Here is a 15,633-nt window from a genome sequence, read left to right as displayed (position 1 = left end):
GCCTAACAGGTGCGGGACGCGAAGTACGGGCGGCCCGAAGGGCCCGGTCAGGGCGGGTTCAGCGTCAGCGTGACGTCGACGGTGTCGTTGCCCCATTCGACGGGGCCCTCCACGAAACCGAGCGAACGCAGGAAATGGCGCATGGTGCGATTGTCGGTCAGCACGCTCGCGACGACCTTCGCCGTGCCCTGCGATTTCAGGTAGGCGATCAGCTTGTTCATCAGGATGCGCCCGAGGCCGCCGCTCTTGAGGTCGGAGCGGATCACGATCGCGAACTCGGCGCTGTCGTTGTCGGGGTCGGTCATCGCCCGCACCACGCCCAGCGTCTCGTCGTGCGCCTCTCCCGCCGCCACAGCCACGAAGGCGATCTCGCGGGCGTAGTCGATCTGGGTGAGGCGGGCCAGTTCGCTGCGCTCGATGGAGCGGCGGCTGTAGAACACCCGCATGCGGATGTCCTCGGGGTCGAGGCGGCGCAGGAACGCGAGGTGCTGCGCCTCGTCTTCCGGGCGGATGGGGCGCAGCGTCACCAGGCGCCCCTGCCACACCCGGGATTCGACGAGGTCCGACGGGTATGGGCGGATCGCGAAGCGGTGTTCGCCGCCGGGGCGGGACGGGTCGATGCGGATGCGGGCGTCGAGCGCGATCACGCCCTCGTGGTTGGCCACGAGCGGGTTGATGTCGACCACCGAGAGTTCGGGCAGGTCGGCGAGCATCCGCGACACCGCCACGAGTGCCTGCCACACGGCGGGTTCGTCGGCGGGCGGTGTGTCGCGCCAACCCTTGAGCAGGCGCGAGACCCGCGTGCGGTCCACCATCGCACGGGCCAGCGGTTCGTTGAGCGGGGGCAGGCCGATGGCCCGGTCGGCCACCAGCTCCACCGAGGTGCCTCCGGCGCCGAACAGCACCACGGGCCCGAAGGTGGGGTCGATGCTGCCGCCCACGATGAGTTCGTGCGTGTGGGCCCGGCGCACCATCGCCTGCACCGTGAAGCCCTCGATGACCGCGTCGGGCCGGGCCGCCGCCACCCGCTTGAGCATCGACGCGGCCGCCTGGCGCACCGCGGCGCCGTCGGGCAGGTCGAGCATCACACCACCCACGTCGGTCTTGTGGTCGATGTCGGCCGACAGCACCTTGAGCACGACCGGGTAGCCGATGGCGTCCGCGGCCGCCTCCACCACGTCCGGGTCGGGCAGCACGCGCCGCGTGGCGACGACGGGAATGCCGTACAGGGACAGCAGCGACTTCGCCTCGGGTTCGGTCAGCACGTCCCGCCCGCCGGCCAGCGCCGCACGCAGCAGGTGGCGGGCGCCCTCCACGTCGGCCCGTGCGCCCCCCGAGGCCGCCTGCGGCGCCTCCATCAGCTGGGCCTGGTTGTGGCGGTAGCGCACGCCCATCGCGAAGGCGCGCACCGCCTCCTCCGGGGTGAAGTAGCTCGGGATGCCGGCGGCGCGCACGCGCTGCCGGGCGTCGGCCACCGCCGCATCACCCAGCCAGCAGCTCAGCAGCTTCGGCGGCGAACCCTGCGCGAGTGGCAGCAGTGCCTCGGCGACGTCGTCGGCGCGCACGCGGGCGGACGGGGCATGGATGAACAGCGTGGCGCCGGCGTCGGGGTCCGACAGCAGTGCCTTGAGCGCGTCGACGACCAGCGGCACGGGCGCGTCCCCGCCGACATCGACCGGATGGCCCTCGGGACCGCGCGGCAGCAGTTCCTTCAGCCGTGCCACCGTCGCCGGTGCCAGTTCGGCCAGTTCGATGCCGGACGCCGCGGCCGCATCGGCCGCGAGCACCCCGGCCCCGCCGCCGTTCGTGAGCAGCGCCAGGCGTTCGCCGGTGTTGCCGCGGAAGCGCGCCAGGGTTTCGGCCGCGGTGAAGAGCTGGTACAGCGTGTCGACCCGCAGCATGCCCGCCCGGCTGATGGCGGCGTCGAACACGAGGTCGGAGCCGGCGAGCGCCCGGGTGTGCGATTCGGCTGCCCGGCGGCCCTGCTCGGAGCGGCCGGCTTTCACCACGATCACCGGCTTGTTGCGCGCCGCGGCCCGGGCGGCCGACATGAACTTGCGCGGCGCCTCCATCGCCTCCATGTAGAGGAGGATGGCGCGGGTGCGCGGGTCGCTGGCCAGGTAGTCGAGCATGTCGCCGAAGTCGACGTCGGCCCGTTCGCCGAGCGAGACCACGTGCGAGAAGCCCACCTGCCGGCCCTTCGCCCAGTCGAGCACCGCGGTGACAAGACCGGCCGACTGCGAGACGAAGGCCACGGCGCCCGGTGTGGCCCCGATGGGGGCGGCGCTGGCGTTCAGGCCCAGGTGCGGGGTCAGCAGGCCGATGCTGTCGGGGCCCAGCAGGCGCAGCAGCGCGGGCCGGGCGGCGTCGAGCGCGGCCTGGGTTCGCCGCGCGCCCAGGCCCGACGTCAGCACCACGGCGGCCCGGGTGCCCCGAGCCGCCAGCTGGGCGACCACCTCGGGCACGGTGTGGCGGGGGCTGCAGATCAGGGCGAGGTCGGGGGCTTCGGGCAGCTGGTCGATGCGGTGGACGACCGGGTGGCCGTCGAGCTCGTCGTACTTGGGGTTCACCGCGAACAGCCGGCCCTTGAAGCCGCCGGCCTTCAGGTTGGCCCAGGCCACCGTGCCGGTGCGGTCGGGCCGGAGCGAGGCCCCGATGACCGCGACGGACGAGGGATCGAACAGCGAATCGAGGTTGCGGATGCTCATGCGGCACGGGCTCCGGAGAGGGAACGATACGCCGGGGCATCCGCCGGCGGGCACCGGGCCTTGCAGTCCGGTCGACCGTCCCCATGTTCTCTCAGTGAGGGGGGCTGAATCAACGTCCCCCGGAGAGGAAATTCCCCATGAACGTCCGTTCACCTGAACAAACGCCCGCCCGGCCCTCGGTGGTGATCACGCTCGCCCACCTGCTGGAACGGCTGGAACGCAGCCCCGTGGCGGTGGATCCGGTGCAATACCGGTCCGTCGTCACGCACTTGGTACAGGAATTCGAATCGGTCAAGCCCGGCGAAACACTCAATGCGGTGCTAGATTCCTACCCCGCGGCCGCGGAGCTGTATGAAAACCTTCAGTACCAGCATGCCGGGCTTTGCCGGTCGGCGCTCGAATTTTCGTCGAGCGCGGAACTGCAGGCCAGGGACGTGATCGACAAGGCACGTCGCGCGACCGATCAATGATGAACCAGGGACCCCTCAGTGGCGAAGAATGAAGTGAAGACGACCGTCGTGGCAGACGGTCTGCGGTATCGATCGAAGGTGGCGGGTTCGCCGTTCACCGCGGCAGGCTCCTTCGGGGCCGCCACCATGTCGTGTTTCCTGTGTGGCAAACACCGGCCCCGCGCGTCACTCAAGACGCGCAAGCTGCTCGGCAAGGCGCAGGCGGTGTGCGCGCCGTCCTGCCGCGAGCTCGACGCGGCCAACGGCCAGGGCTGACCGCCCTCCTGCTCTTTCCAGGACCGGCGGGTCTCAGGGTTCGCCCACGAGGCCCGCGGTCCACATCCGTGTGACCTGCTCGAACGGGCTGTCGGCATCGCCGAAGCCCCCGTTCGCGGCCAGGCGCACCCACGCCTGCGTGTCGTGATGGCTGCCTGCCAGGGGCGGGTTCGCCCGTTCGTTCATGAGCCAGGCGTGCACCTGCGCGTACTGCGCCGGATGCTGCCGCCACGTCCAGGCGAGGCCCACCAGGTCGGCGAACCCTTCCTCGCGGCGCGTGGCCGCCATGGCCGACCAGCGGGCGACCACGTCGGGGTCGGTCGACCCCACGGGCCCCGACGGGTCGGTGAACCCGGCCGGCACGGTGCGCCAGGCGCCTCGCACCTGACGCCAGCAGTGCGCCACCTCGTGGGCCGCGATGGCTTCCACGACGGGGGTGAACAAGGCGGGGGGAATGGAACGCTCCGTCTCCTCGGCGGCGGGGTTGCCCCGCATCGAGAACACCAGCTTGCAGCGGCCGTCGACAAGGGCCATGGCCACCGGCGCGAGGCCGGGGGTGTCCTGCGGCTGGACGACCACGTCCACCGGGAGGCCCTGCGTGCGGGCATACGCCACGACGGGGCTGGCGGCCTGGGCCCAGCGCAGTTCCTGCGTGGACAGACGCGTGTCCGCGTTGGCGGTTCCGGTCACACCGGAGACCGCCAACGCGAGCAACGCGGCAGACTCTCTTTTCCCCATGCCGTCATTGGGCCCCACTTCGGCCGGTCGCGGGGGCCGCACAACGTTGGGAATTCCCGCCTTTACGGAAGTATTCCCACGCGGCGGTGAGGCGTCCGCCTACAAGGGCGGCCGGAACGGCATTGAAGAATGGTCTGTTTCCTCAATCAGGTTTTTCTCATGTCCGCAGGTGGTCGCAAACGGGGTCTGGGCGCGGTCGCCCTCGGTGTGCTGATGCTGGCCGGCTGCGGCGAGGCGGCGCGCCTGCCCGAAAGCGCCGGCTATGGCCCGAACCCCCAGCTGCCGCCGCCGAACAAGACCCTGGTGCCCACCCTCAACGTCGCCCCGGCCACCGGGTGGCCCGCCAACGGCAAACCGGTCGCCGCGCCCGGCCTGCAGGTCAAGGCGTTCGCCACCGGGCTCGACCACCCCCGCTGGATCCACGTGCTGCCCAGCGGCGACGTGCTGGTGGCGGAGTCGAACGCGCCGCCGAAGCCCGGCGGCGGCGGGCTGCGGGCCTGGGCCCAGAAGACGATGATGAAGCGCGCCGGAGCCACGGTACCCAGCGCCAACCGCATCACGCTGCTGCGCGATGCCGACGGCGACGGGGTCGCCGAAGTGCGCTCGGTCTACCTGAAGGACCTGTTCTCGCCCTTCGGCATGGCCCTCGTGGGCGACACGCTGTACGTGGCCAACGCCGACGCCCTCGTGAAGGTGCCCTACCGCGCCGGCGAGACCACGGTGGCCACGGCGCCCGCCAAGGTGGTCGACCTGCCGGCCGGCCTGAACCACCACTGGACCAAGAACGTGATCGCATCGCCCGACGGGCGGCGGCTGTACGTCACCGTGGGCTCCAACAGCAACGTCGGCGAAAACGGCCTCGAGATCGAGGAGGGCCGCGCCGCGATCTGGGAGGTGGACCCCGCCGCGGCCACGAAACGGCTCTTCGCCACCGGCCTGCGCAACCCGAACGGCATGGCGTGGGAACCCGCCACCGGGGTGCTGTGGACCGTCGCCAACGAACGCGACGAGATCGGCAGCGACCTCGTGCCCGACTACCTCACCTCCGTGCGCGATGGCGGCTTCTACGGCTGGCCGTACAGCTACTACGGCCAGCACGTCGACGAACGGGTGTCGCCGCAGCGCCCCGAACTCGTGGCGAAGGCGCTCGTGCCCGACTACGCGCTGGGCGCCCACACCGCATCGCTGGGCCTCGCCTGGTCGGACGGCCGCGCGCTCCCGCCGCTCGGCACGGGCATGGTCGTCGGGCAGCACGGCTCGTGGAACCGCAAGCCCCACAGCGGCTACAAGGTGATCCTCGTGCCGTTCGACGGCGGCCGTCCTGCGGGCGATCCGCGCGACGTGCTGACGGGCTTCCTGAGCGAGGACGGCAAGGCGCTCGGCCGCCCCGTCGGCGTCGCTTTCGACACGCGCGGCGGGCTGCTCGTGGCCGACGACGTGGGCAACGTGGTCTGGCGCGTGACACCCACGCCGGCCCGACCGTGAGCGTCCTGGGCACAATCGCGGGGAACTCCACCACGCCGACCCCGTCCCAACCCCGCATGAACCTCCACGTCGACGGATCCCGAAACCTCGCAGTCCAGGTCGGCGCCGCTGCGCTGATGCTCGCCACCCTCGCCGTCGACCTGTTCACGCCGGTGGGCTATGCCGAATGGGCGCTGTTCCTCGTGCCGGTGGGCCTGCTGCTGCTCCAGACGCGTCCCCAGGCGCCCCTCATCGCGGCGGCCGTGGCGTCCGCGATGAGCCTCGCCGGCTACCTGCTGTCCCCCGCGGGCACCGATGCGTTCGTCGCCGGCGTCAACCGCGTCGTGGGCGGTGCGGTGCTGTGGGCCCTGGCCTTCCTCGTGTGGCAGGTGCTGCGAGTGCGCCTGGACGTGGCGCGGCTCGCGTGGCTGCAGCAGGGTGAAACGATCGTCTCGCAGCGCCTGATCGGTGAACACGGCCCGAACGAGGTGGCCGACCGCGCCACCCAGTCCCTCTGCGAGGTCACGGGGGCCGACACCGCCCTGCTCTACCGCATCGACGGCCCCGACCTGCTGCGCAAGGGCGGCCACGCGGTCGACCTCGCCGCCACCCGCGAACGCATCCCCATTCCCGACGGCCTCGCGGGTCAGGTCGCGCGCGACGGCCGCGCCCGGGTGCTCGACGACGTGCCGCCGGGCCACCTGCCGGTCACCACGGCGCTCGGACGCAGCACGCCCGGCCGGATCGTGATCGCGCCGTTGCGCATCGATGGCGTCACGGCCGGGGTCGTGGAACTGGGTTTCCTGCGCAAGCGCGACGACGTCGGGCGGGTGCTGGAACTGCTCGACCAGGTCGCCGAACCCATCGGCCTCGCGCTGCGCTCGGCCCTGTACCGCCGGCGCCTGGAAGTGCTGCTGGAGGAGACCCAGCGCCAGGGCGAATCGCTGCAGGCCCAGCAGGAGGAGCTGCGCGTTTCCAACGAGGAGCTGGAGGAACAGAGCCGGGTGCTGCTCGAGTCGCAGGCGCGGCTCGAGACCCAGCAGGTGGAACTGGAGCAGACCAACGTGCAGTTGGAGGAGCAGGCCCAGGTGCTCGAACGCCAGAAGCTCGACCTGCTGGCGGCGCAGCAGTCGCTGCACGGCAAGACCGAGCAGCTCGAGGCGGCGAGCCGCTACAAGTCGGAGTTTCTCGCGAACATGTCGCACGAGCTGCGCACGCCGCTCAACAGCTCGCTGATTCTGTCGAAGCTGCTGGCCGACAACAAGCCGGGTTCGCTCAACGCCGAGCAGGTGAAGTACGCCCAGGCCATCCACGCCTCCAACAACGACCTGCTGCTGCTCATCAACGACATCCTCGACCTCTCGAAGATCGAGGCCGGCCACGTGGACCTGCACGTGGAGCCGCTGGACCTCGCCGACGTGGTGGCGCGGCTGCGCGCCACGTTCGACCCGCTCGCGCGCCAGAAGAAGCTCTCGTTCGTCGTCGAGACCGCGCCCGGCGCCCCCGCCACGCTTCAGACCGACGGGCAGCGCCTGCTGCAGGTGCTCAAGAACCTGCTGGCCAACGGCATCAAGTTCACCGAACGCGGCGAGGTGCGGCTCGTGGTGCGGCCCGCGGCCGAGGGCCGCGTGGCCTTCGACGTGATCGACAGCGGCGTCGGCATCCCGAAACACCAGCAGGACGTGATCTTCGAGGCCTTCCGCCAGGCCGACGGCAGCACGAGCCGCCGCTTCGGCGGCACGGGCCTCGGGCTGTCGATCTCCCGCGAACTCACCCACCGCCTCGGCGGCACGCTGCGGGTCGACAGTGAACCCGGCCGCGGCAGCACGTTCACGGTGGACCTGCCCGTCGAGTTCGACGGGGTCGCGGTGGAGTCGACCATCCCGGCCGCGGTGGCCACTGCCGCCGTCGCCCCCGTCGCCGCGCCGGTGCCGGCCCCCGTGGCCACGGCCGTCGAGGACGACCGCCGGCAGCTCGGTCGCGCGGGCCGCCTGATCCTCGTGATCGAGGACGACCCGCGTTTCTCCGCCGTGCTGTACGACCTGGCCCACGAGCTGGGCTTCGACTGCGTGATCGCCAGCACGGGCGAGGAAGGCCTGCGGCTCGCCCGCGAACTGCAGCCGAGCGGCGTGCTGCTCGACGTGGGGCTGCCCGACCAGTCGGGCCTGACCGTGCTCGAGCGGCTCAAGCGCGACACCGCGACGCGGCCGCTGCCGGTGCACATGCTGTCCGCCCACGAGCGCACGCAGACGGCCCTCGAACTGGGCGCCGTGGGCTACGTGCTCAAGCCCGCCGCGCGCGAGCAGCTGGTGTCGGCCATCCAGGGCCTGCAGGACCGCCTGCAGCGCGAGGTGCGCCGCGTGCTGGTGGTGGAAGACGACGAGGACCTGCGCCGCAACCTCGTGCTGCTGCTGTCGGCCGACGGCGTGGTGATCGACGCGGTGGGCACCGTGGCCGACGCCCTCGAGCGCCTGTCGAGCACCACGTACGACTGCATGGTGATGGACCTGTCGCTGTCCGACGGCTCGGGCGACGAACTGCTCGAGAAGATGGCCGCGGGCGACCAGTACGCCTTCCCGCCCGTGATCGTCTACACCGGCCGGGCCCTGAGCGGCGACGAGGAGCAGCGCCTGCGCCGCTATTCGAAGTCCATCATCGTCAAGGGCGCGCGCTCGCCGGAGCGCCTGCTGGACGAGGTCACGCTGTTCCTGCACAGCGTGGAGTCGTCGCTGCCGCCCGAGCAGCAGCGGCTGCTGATGCAGGCGCGCGAGCGCGACTCGGTGCTGGACGGCCGGCGCGTGCTGCTCGCCGAGGACGACGTGCGCAACATCTTCGCGCTCTCGAGCGTGTTCGAGCCGCTGGGCGCGAAGCTCGAGGTGGCCCGCAACGGCCAGGAGGCGCTGGACCGGCTGGAACGCGGTCCGGCCGTGGACCTCGTGCTGATGGACATCATGATGCCGGAGATGGACGGCCTGACCGCGATGAAACACATCCGCGAGCGGCCCGAGTGGGCGAACCTGCCCATCATCGCGCTCACGGCCAAGGCCATGCCGGACGACCGTGACCGCTGCCTGGAGGCCGGCGCGAACGACTACGTGGCCAAACCCCTCGACGTGGACAAGCTGATCTCGCTGTGCCGCGTCTGGATGCCGAAGTAGGAGCGCCCGTGGACGCCGACACCGCGCTGTTCGACATCGAGGTCAAGCTGATGCTGGAGGCCGTGTACCTCCGCTACCAGCACGACTTCCGCGACTACGCCGTCACGTCGCTGCGCCGCCGCATGCGCCAGGCGATGGCCCGTTTCGGCTGCGAGCGCCTGGCCCACCTGCAGGACCGCGTGCTCCGCGAGCCCGAGGTGTTCGCGCAGATGCTGCAGTACTTCACCGTGCAGGTCAGCGAGTTCTTCCGCGACCCCACGTATTTCGCCACGCTGCGCCGCGAGGTGACGCCGATGCTCGCCACCTACCCCTCCATCAAGGTGTGGGTGGCCGGCTGCAGCAGCGGCGAGGAGGTCTGGTCGCTGGCCATCCTGCTCGCCGAGGAGAAGCTGCTCGACCGCGCGCTCATCTACGCCACCGACATCAACCCCGAGGCGCTGCGCAAGGCCGAGGCCGGCGTGTACCCGCTCGACCGCATGGCGCTCTTCAGCCGCAACTACCAGGCGGCCGGCGGCACGGGCTCGCTGTCGGACTACTACACCGCGGCCTACGAAGGCGTGGTGTTCGACCGCAAGCTGCGCAAGAACATCGTGTTCGCCGACCACAGCCTCGCCACGGACACCGTGTTTTCCGAGGTGCACCTCGTGTCATGCCGCAACGTGCTGATCTACTTCAACCCGGGCCTGCAGGACCGCGCCATCGGCCTGTTCCGCGAGTCGCTGGTGCACCGCGGCTTCCTCGGCCTGGGCAGCAAGGAGACGCTGCAGTTCGGCACGCACGCGCAGGCGTTCGAGGCCGTGGCCAGCCCCGAGCGCATCTACCGCCGACTGTGAGGCTCGCCATGGACACCCCCGTGCTTCCCCTGTCCCGGATCGAGGCGGTCGTGATCGGCGCCTCGGCCGGCGGCGTGGACGCGCTGCTGTCGCTGCTGACGGCCCTGCCCGCGGGATTCCGGCCAGCGGTGCTCGTGGTGATCCACGTACCGCCCGACCAGCCGAGCGGCATCGCCGCGCTGCTCGACCAGCGCTGCGCCCTGCCCGTCACCGAAGCGCTCGACAAGCAGCCCGTGCCGCCCGGCGCCGTGGTGTTCGCGCCGCCCAACTACCATCTGCTCGTGGAACCCACGCGCACGCTCGCGCTGTCGATCGACGCGCCCGTGCGTTATTCACGGCCGGCGATCGACCCTCTGTTCGAATCGGCCTCGATCGCCTACGGTGCGCAGTTGCTCGCGCTGCTGCTGACCGGCGGCAGCGACGACGGCAGCGAGGGCCTGGCGGCCGTGCGCGCACGCGGCGGCACGGCCTGGGTCCAGGACCCGGACACCGCGGTGGCGAGCACCATGCCGGCCGCGGGCATCGCGTCGGCCGGCGCGGACGCGGTGCTCTCGATCGAACGCATGGCGCTGAGCCTGGCTGCCGTGTCATGAACCTTTTCCAATCTCCATCGAACTTCAGAGAAACGCCATGAACCCAACGTCAGAAGTCAACGTGCTGGTCGTCGACGACGTCGCGCAGAACCTGCTCGCGCTGGAGGCCCTGCTCGCCCGCCCGGGCATCCGCGTGCTGAAGGCCGGGTCGGGCGACGAGGCGCTGGAGCTGCTGCTGAACCACGACGTGGCCGTCGCGCTGCTCGACGTGCAGATGCCCGAGATCGACGGCTTCGCGCTCGCCGAGCTGATGCGGGGCGCCGAGCGCACCCGCCACATCCCGATCATCTTCCTGACCGCCGCGTCGCAGGACCAGCAGCGCACCTTCCGCGGCTACGAGGCGGGCGCGGTGGACTTCCTCTACAAGCCGCTGGAGCCGCACGTGCTCGCCAGCAAGGTCGCGGTGTTCGTGGACCTCTACGTGCAACGCCAGCGCCTGCAGCACCAGATCGTCGAGGTGCAGCGCCTGCGCAAGCTCAACGAGATGATGACGGCCGTGCTGACCCACGACCTGCGCACGCCGTTGATGGCCATCGCGCTCAGCGCCGAGATCGTGCACCGGCGCGGCCACGACGAACCCATCCAGAAGGCCGGCCTGCGCATCAAGTCGAGCAGCTCGCGCATGGCCCGCACCATCGACCACCTGCTGAACTTCTCGCGCATCCGCCCCGGCATCGCCAGCATCTCGCCGAAGATGGCCGACCTCGGCAGCCTCTGCGCGTCCGTGGTGGCCGAGATCGTCGAGGTGCGCCCGAGCGTGAAGGTCGACGTGCAGTGCGAGGGCGACCTCACCGGCACCTTCGACACCGACCGGCTCAGCCAGGTGTTCACGAACCTCGTGGGCACGGCGCTCGAGCATGCGGGCGAAGGTGTGGTGGTCAAGGTGCTGCTCGACGGCAGCCACAAGGACCGCCTGAACGCCACGGTGAGCTTCCCGACCGTGCTGAGCGACGACGTTCAGGCCGACCTCTTCGAGCCGATCCTGCCGTCGGCCGGCAAGGAGCCGGCGCGTGGCACGCTCGGTGCGGGCCTGGCCATCGTCGACCAGGGCATCAGCGCCCACGGCGGCTCGGTGGTCGCGCGCTCCAACGCCGGCGAAGGCACGGTGTTCGAGTTCCTGATCCCGCGCAGCGAGCGCAGCACGCGCTGACCTTCAGCCCCGACGCCGCGGCGCGCAGGCGCCGGCCAGGAAACACAGCAGCTGGCGCTCGGGCACCGTCAGACCCCGACGATGCACGCGGGCCGGTGCCGCGGCCATCAGCGCGGCGAGTTCACCGGATGCGGCGGCGGCCACCACGTCCGGGTGCACGTAGGACTTGCGGCAGACGGCGACGGTGTTGCCGAGCCGCCGGGCCACCTCCGTGAGCACCTCCACCACCTCCTGCTTCGTCACGGGCTCCGCGGCCCGGCCGGCGAAGAGGCCCAGGGCCAGCGCGCTCGCGTGCCACGTGCGGAAGTCCTTCGCGGTGAAGCCTTCGCCGGAACACGCGCGAAGGTAGTCGTTGACGTCCTGCGAACTCACATCGCACGGCGTGCCGTCGTCCCCGGTGTACTGGAACAGCTCCTGCCCGGGCATGGACTGGCAGCGGCGCACGACCCGCGCCACGCGGGGATCCTCCAGCGCCACCTCGTGCACGATGCCGCTCTTGCCCTTGAAGCGGAGCTTGAGCACCGAGCCGTTCACCTGCGCGTGGCGCGTCTTCAGCGTCGTGAGGCCGTACGAGCCGTTCTCGCGGGCGTAGACGTCGTTGCCGACGCGCACGAGCGTGGTGTCGAGCAGGCGCACGAGCGTGGCGAGTACCGTGTCGCGCGGGACCCCCGCGACCCCCTTCGCCTCCAGGTCGCGTTTCACCCGCGCGCGGATGCGCGGCAGCGCCTCGCCGAACGCGGCCATGCGGGTGAACTTGTCGGTGTCGCGCGCGATGCGCCAGTCGGGGTGGTAGCGGTATTGCTTGCGGCCCCGGGCGTCGCGGCCCGTGGCCTGCAGGTGGCCGTCGGGCCGGGGGCAGATCCACACGCGCGTGTATGCGGGCGGGATCGCGAGGCGCCGGATGCGGTCGAGTTCGGCGCGATCGCGCAGGCACTGGCCGGTGGGCGTGCGGTACGAGAAGCCCTTGCCGCTGCGGCGGCGGGCGATGCCGGGCCCCTCGTCCGTGACGTAGACGAGCCCGGCGGATGCGGCCGGGTCGGGCGGGGTCGCGGGCCGGGATCTCAGAGCGGGCTCGTGGGCGGGGTGTCGAGCGAAGGGCAGTTCAGCTTGACGCGTTGGGCCTGGCCGCACGCATCGCGGTCGCAGCGTCCCGCGTGGCTGCAGGGGCCGTCGGCCGCGCTCGTTCCCTGGGCCACGGGCACCTCGGTGTCGTCGGGAGATCGCCGGGGCAGCGGCAGGGGAACGCGGATCGTCTGGACGGTCATGGCGGCTTCGCTTTCGCTCGTGGAAACCGCCGGCGCCTCGCGGTTTCGCGATTCACCGGCGGGGTGGGACGTCACCGGGTCATCGGCCCGGCGGTGGGTCGCGGAGGTCAGCGCTGGCGATCGCCGCTGCTGTCGCTGCCTTGCTGGTCGCTGCGCTGCGGCGAGCGGTTGCCGCCTTGCTGCTGGACGTTCTGGTCACGCTGGCGTTGCGTGTTCTGCTGGTCCTGCTGCTGTTGCGGCGACTGCTTCTGGGACGGCTGCTGCTGCCCCGACTTCTGCGAATCCTGGCTCGGGCGGTTCTGTTGGGTCATGGATCTACTCCTTCAGATGCTGTGCAAGTCGCACATGGAGTTCATGGCAACCCGCGTGCCCAGCTCAGCCGGGCGCGTGGGCCTCGAACAGGGCGAACAGCACGTCCGGCTCGGCGGGCTTCAGCAGGTGCTGGTCGAAGCCGGCGACGCGGGCCTCTTCCACGTCGCTGGCGCTGCCGTGGCCGCTCAGCGCGATGAGCTGCGGTGGCGGCACGAGGGCGAGCGCGACGATCTCCCTGGCCACCTCGAAACCGTCGAGGTCGGGCAGCCCGATGTCGAGCAGCACCGCCTCGGGCGACCAGCGCAGCGTCTCGGCGACGGCGGCGCGGCCGGTGTGGGCTGTATGGACCTCGTGCCCCTCGGATTCGAGCAGCATGGCCACGGCCTCCGCCGCGTCCACGTTGTCGTCGACGACCAGGATTCGTTTGCCGAGCATGGTTCGCTCCTTTCCGCTCAGCCGTTGGCGCGGACGCTGTCGCGCAGCCGCTTCACCTGGTCGTGGTTGGCCTGCACGCCCAGCTGCTGGCGGGCCACGAGCGCTCGCAGCGGCTCCGGCAGCACGTCGTCGCGCAGCGCGGCGCGGTAGCGTGCGAGCGCGGCATCCTCGCCGCGTTCGCATTCGTCGAGCAGCGCCTGGTCGGTGTAGCCGGCCAGCGAGCCGCGCACCGCGACCCAGCCCCGATGCAGCGCGCCGGACGTGGTGCCGTCGGTCTCGGGTTCGCCTCCGTACTGGATCACCGCGGGGCGCAGTTCGTCCGCGGCTTGCTTGCAGCCGGCCGCGCGTTGCAGGAACAGCCGTCGCAACTCGCTCGATGTGGCCCGTTCGGCGCATGCGGTGAAGCCGAGTTCGCCGTCCTTGCTGGTGGCGATGAGGTCGTTCAGGGTTTCGACGATGTCGTCATTGGATACGCTCATGGGGCTGCTCCTTGGATGGACGGGATCGCGGATCCCGGTTCCAGAAAGCAATGGCAGACGGCGTGCCCGGGCGGGTCCGTGTCTTGCCGCGCGGCCACCGAATGCCCCTGAAATCCTTGCGGTAATGGTTACGAGATGCTGCGATTTGCTGCGTCCAAAACTCAGCGTAAACCCTCGGTTTGGGCCCATGGGATGGGGCTTCCGCCGTGGCACGGGGGTTGCAGATCGTTGCACTCGAACGCGGGCGATTCCCTCGCCCCGCGAACCTCATGGAGGCCTTTCTCGCCATGACCGCACCGGCGCTCAGAGTTGAACATCGACAGCACCAGACCTTGACCCCGAGGCTGCAGCAGGCGGTCCGCCTGCTGCAGTTGTCCTCGCTGGACTTCGCGCAGGAAGTGCACGCCGCACTCGACAAGAACCCGTTCCTCGAGGTCGACGAAACCGACGCGCCCGTGGTGCCCGACCCGGCCGCCGCACCCGCTGCCGAGGCCGCCAGCGACGAGCCGCCGCCGAACGACGGCTGGTCGGCGATGTCCCCCGGCGATCGCCGCGCCGGCGGTGCGGGCGGTGACGTGACGGCCCTCGATTTCGTGGCTGCCGACGTGGGCCTGCGCGAGCACCTGCACGGCCAGGTCCACGTGCTCCCGTTGCCTCCGCGCGACCTGCTGCTGGCCGCGACCGTGATCGAATCGCTCGACGACGATGGCTACCTGCGCACGCCGCTCGCCGAACTCGCGGTGCTGAGCGGCGTGGACCCGGAGCCCGCCGAGATGCTCACCGCGCTGCGGCGCGTGCAGTCGCTCGACCCGAACGGGGTGGGCGCGCGCGACGTGCGCGAATGCCTCGTGCTGCAGTTGCCCGACATCGAGGATCCGGCACTGCGGGCCCTGGCCGCCCGCATCGTCACCGAGCACCTCCCGCGCCTCGCCCAGCACGACGTCGCGGGCCTCGCGCGCCTGCTCGACAGCCCGGTGGACGCGGTGGAAGCCGCCTGCGAACGCATCCGCCACCTCGACCCGCGCCCCGGCTGGCGCCACGGCGCGAACGACGTGCAGTACCTGACACCGGACGTGGTCGTTCGCCGCGTTCGGGGCTCGTGGCTCGCCACGCTCAACCAGAACATCGTGCCGCGGGTGAAGCTGAACCAGGCCTACGCGCGGCTGTTCCAGCAGCACCGCGACGCACGCCACGGCGAACTCGCGGCCAGCCTGCAGGAAGCCCGCTGGACCGTGCGAAACGTGCGGCAGCGCTTCTCCACCATCCTGAAGGTGGCCGAGGCGATCCTGCGGCGCCAGCACTCGTTCCTGGAACACGGGCCGCTCGCGATGAAGCCGCTCGGGCTCAAGGAGATCGCGGACGAGGTGGGCCTGCACGAGTCCACCGTCTCGCGCGTCACCAACAACAAGTACATGGCCACGCCGGTGGGGGTGTTCGAACTGAAGTACTTCTTCTCCCGCGCGATGGTCACCGCGAGCGGCAGCACCTGCTCGCCCACGGCGATCCGCGGGGTCATCAAGGAGATGATCGACAGCGAGAGCCCGTCCCACCCGCTGTCGGACCCCGAGATCGCGAGGCGGCTTCTCCGGCAGGGCCTCAGCGTGGCGCGCCGAACCGTCACAAAATACCGGCAGCTGCTCAAGGTGGCTCCTGTGGAAAGGCGCCGCCGGCATGCGTGAGACCACACGAGGTGCCGCTCACGCAGGCATGCCGCTTGCCGAAACCGAATCACGCGCCCGCCGATGCCGGGCCGGCACACATGACCGGGGAGTC

The 15,633-nt window shown here is 71.0% G+C and carries 15 protein-coding genes; 8 read left to right on the top strand and 7 right to left on the bottom strand.

Annotation, left to right across the window (positions count from 1 at the left end; all coding sequences use genetic code 11):
• Nucleotides 1-47 precede the first annotated feature (47 nt).
• The gene (locus A4W93_RS14645; protein ID WP_085751299.1) at nt 48-2,708 is read right to left on the bottom strand and encodes a bifunctional acetate--CoA ligase family protein/GNAT family N-acetyltransferase; all 2,661 of its coding nucleotides are present in this window, start codon (nt 2,706-2,708) and stop codon (nt 48-50) included.
• Between the two features lie 137 nt (nt 2,709-2,845).
• Between A4W93_RS14645 and A4W93_RS14640 the strand changes: the two genes are divergently transcribed.
• Together A4W93_RS14640 and A4W93_RS14635 are read left to right on the top strand one after the other, a co-directional pair.
• Entirely contained in the window at nt 2,846-3,178 is a 333-nt protein-coding gene (locus tag A4W93_RS14640) for a hypothetical protein (protein ID WP_085751298.1), read from the top strand.
• An 18-nt stretch (nt 3,179-3,196) separates the two neighbouring features.
• Nucleotides 3,197-3,433 (top strand): hypothetical protein, encoded by a 237-nt coding sequence (locus tag A4W93_RS14635; protein WP_085751297.1) that lies wholly within the window; start codon nt 3,197-3,199, stop codon nt 3,431-3,433.
• 33 nt (nt 3,434-3,466) lie between these two features.
• Here the strand turns inward: A4W93_RS14635 and A4W93_RS14630 are convergent, their stop codons facing one another.
• Entirely contained in the window at nt 3,467-4,123 is a 657-nt protein-coding gene (locus tag A4W93_RS14630) for a hypothetical protein (protein ID WP_237357545.1), read from the bottom strand.
• Between the two features lie 207 nt (nt 4,124-4,330).
• Between A4W93_RS14630 and A4W93_RS14625 the strand changes: the two genes are divergently transcribed.
• Genes A4W93_RS14625 through A4W93_RS14605 form a run of 5 tightly spaced genes read left to right on the top strand, consistent with a single transcriptional unit; the run spans nt 4,331 to nt 11,369 of the window.
• On the top strand, nt 4,331-5,656 hold the full coding sequence (locus A4W93_RS14625; RefSeq protein ID WP_085751295.1) for a PQQ-dependent sugar dehydrogenase: 1,326 nt from the start codon (nt 4,331-4,333) through the stop codon (nt 5,654-5,656).
• A gap of 56 nt (nt 5,657-5,712) precedes the next feature.
• Complete coding sequence (locus A4W93_RS14620; protein ID WP_085751294.1) at nt 5,713-8,793, top strand: response regulator; 3,081 nt, start codon at nt 5,713-5,715, stop codon at nt 8,791-8,793.
• Nucleotides 8,778-9,626 carry a CheR family methyltransferase gene (locus A4W93_RS14615; RefSeq protein ID WP_407081716.1) on the top strand — a complete coding sequence of 283 codons (849 nt, stop codon included), beginning with the start codon at nt 8,778-8,780 and terminating at the stop codon, nt 9,624-9,626. Before A4W93_RS14620 ends, A4W93_RS14615 begins: the two co-directional genes overlap by 16 nt.
• A 20-nt stretch (nt 9,627-9,646) precedes the next feature.
• On the top strand, nt 9,647-10,219 hold the full coding sequence (locus A4W93_RS14610) for a chemotaxis protein CheB (RefSeq protein WP_237357544.1): 573 nt from the start codon (nt 9,647-9,649) through the stop codon (nt 10,217-10,219).
• Between the two features lie 37 nt (nt 10,220-10,256).
• A complete protein-coding gene (locus tag A4W93_RS14605) occupies nt 10,257-11,369 on the top strand; it encodes a hybrid sensor histidine kinase/response regulator (protein ID WP_085751292.1) in 1,113 nt (370 codons plus the stop codon).
• A 3-nt stretch (nt 11,370-11,372) separates the two neighbouring features.
• Here A4W93_RS14605 and A4W93_RS14600 read toward each other — a convergent pair whose 3' ends face one another.
• The 5 genes from A4W93_RS14600 to A4W93_RS14585 all read right to left on the bottom strand — a co-directional run bounded on the left by A4W93_RS14600 (nt 11,373) and on the right by A4W93_RS14585 (nt 13,860).
• Nucleotides 11,373-12,500: a DNA topoisomerase IB gene (locus A4W93_RS14600; RefSeq protein WP_237357543.1), complete on the bottom strand. Its 1,128-nt coding sequence runs from the start codon at nt 12,498-12,500 to the stop codon at nt 11,373-11,375.
• The gene (locus A4W93_RS29675; RefSeq protein WP_157131661.1) at nt 12,431-12,634 is read right to left on the bottom strand and encodes a hypothetical protein; all 204 of its coding nucleotides are present in this window, start codon (nt 12,632-12,634) and stop codon (nt 12,431-12,433) included. The genes A4W93_RS14600 and A4W93_RS29675 overlap by 70 nt, the downstream gene beginning before the upstream one ends.
• A 107-nt stretch (nt 12,635-12,741) precedes the next feature.
• Nucleotides 12,742-12,945, bottom strand: a complete 204-nt coding sequence (locus tag A4W93_RS14595) for a hypothetical protein (RefSeq protein ID WP_085751291.1) — start codon at nt 12,943-12,945, stop codon at nt 12,742-12,744.
• Nucleotides 12,946-13,009: 64 nt separating this feature from the next.
• Nucleotides 13,010-13,381, bottom strand: coding sequence for a response regulator (locus A4W93_RS14590; RefSeq protein ID WP_085751290.1), 372 nt, complete (start codon nt 13,379-13,381; stop codon nt 13,010-13,012).
• A gap of 17 nt (nt 13,382-13,398) precedes the next feature.
• Nucleotides 13,399-13,860: a PA2169 family four-helix-bundle protein gene (locus A4W93_RS14585; RefSeq protein ID WP_085751289.1), complete on the bottom strand. Its 462-nt coding sequence runs from the start codon at nt 13,858-13,860 to the stop codon at nt 13,399-13,401.
• Nucleotides 13,861-14,129: 269 nt separating this feature from the next.
• On the opposite strand from A4W93_RS14585, the gene rpoN reads away from it, so the two are divergent.
• Complete coding sequence (gene rpoN / locus A4W93_RS14580) at nt 14,130-15,539, top strand: RNA polymerase factor sigma-54 (RefSeq protein WP_456319751.1); 1,410 nt, start codon at nt 14,130-14,132, stop codon at nt 15,537-15,539.
• The last annotated feature ends 94 nt before the right edge of the window (nt 15,540-15,633 follow it).

It is taken from the genome of Piscinibacter gummiphilus (genome assembly GCF_002116905.1).
In the GTDB taxonomy this organism is placed as follows: Bacteria; Pseudomonadota; Gammaproteobacteria; order Burkholderiales; family Burkholderiaceae_C; genus Rhizobacter; species Rhizobacter gummiphilus.
Note: the sequence above shows the minus strand (reverse complement) of the source record. Positions and strands in the feature narration are given on the sequence as shown.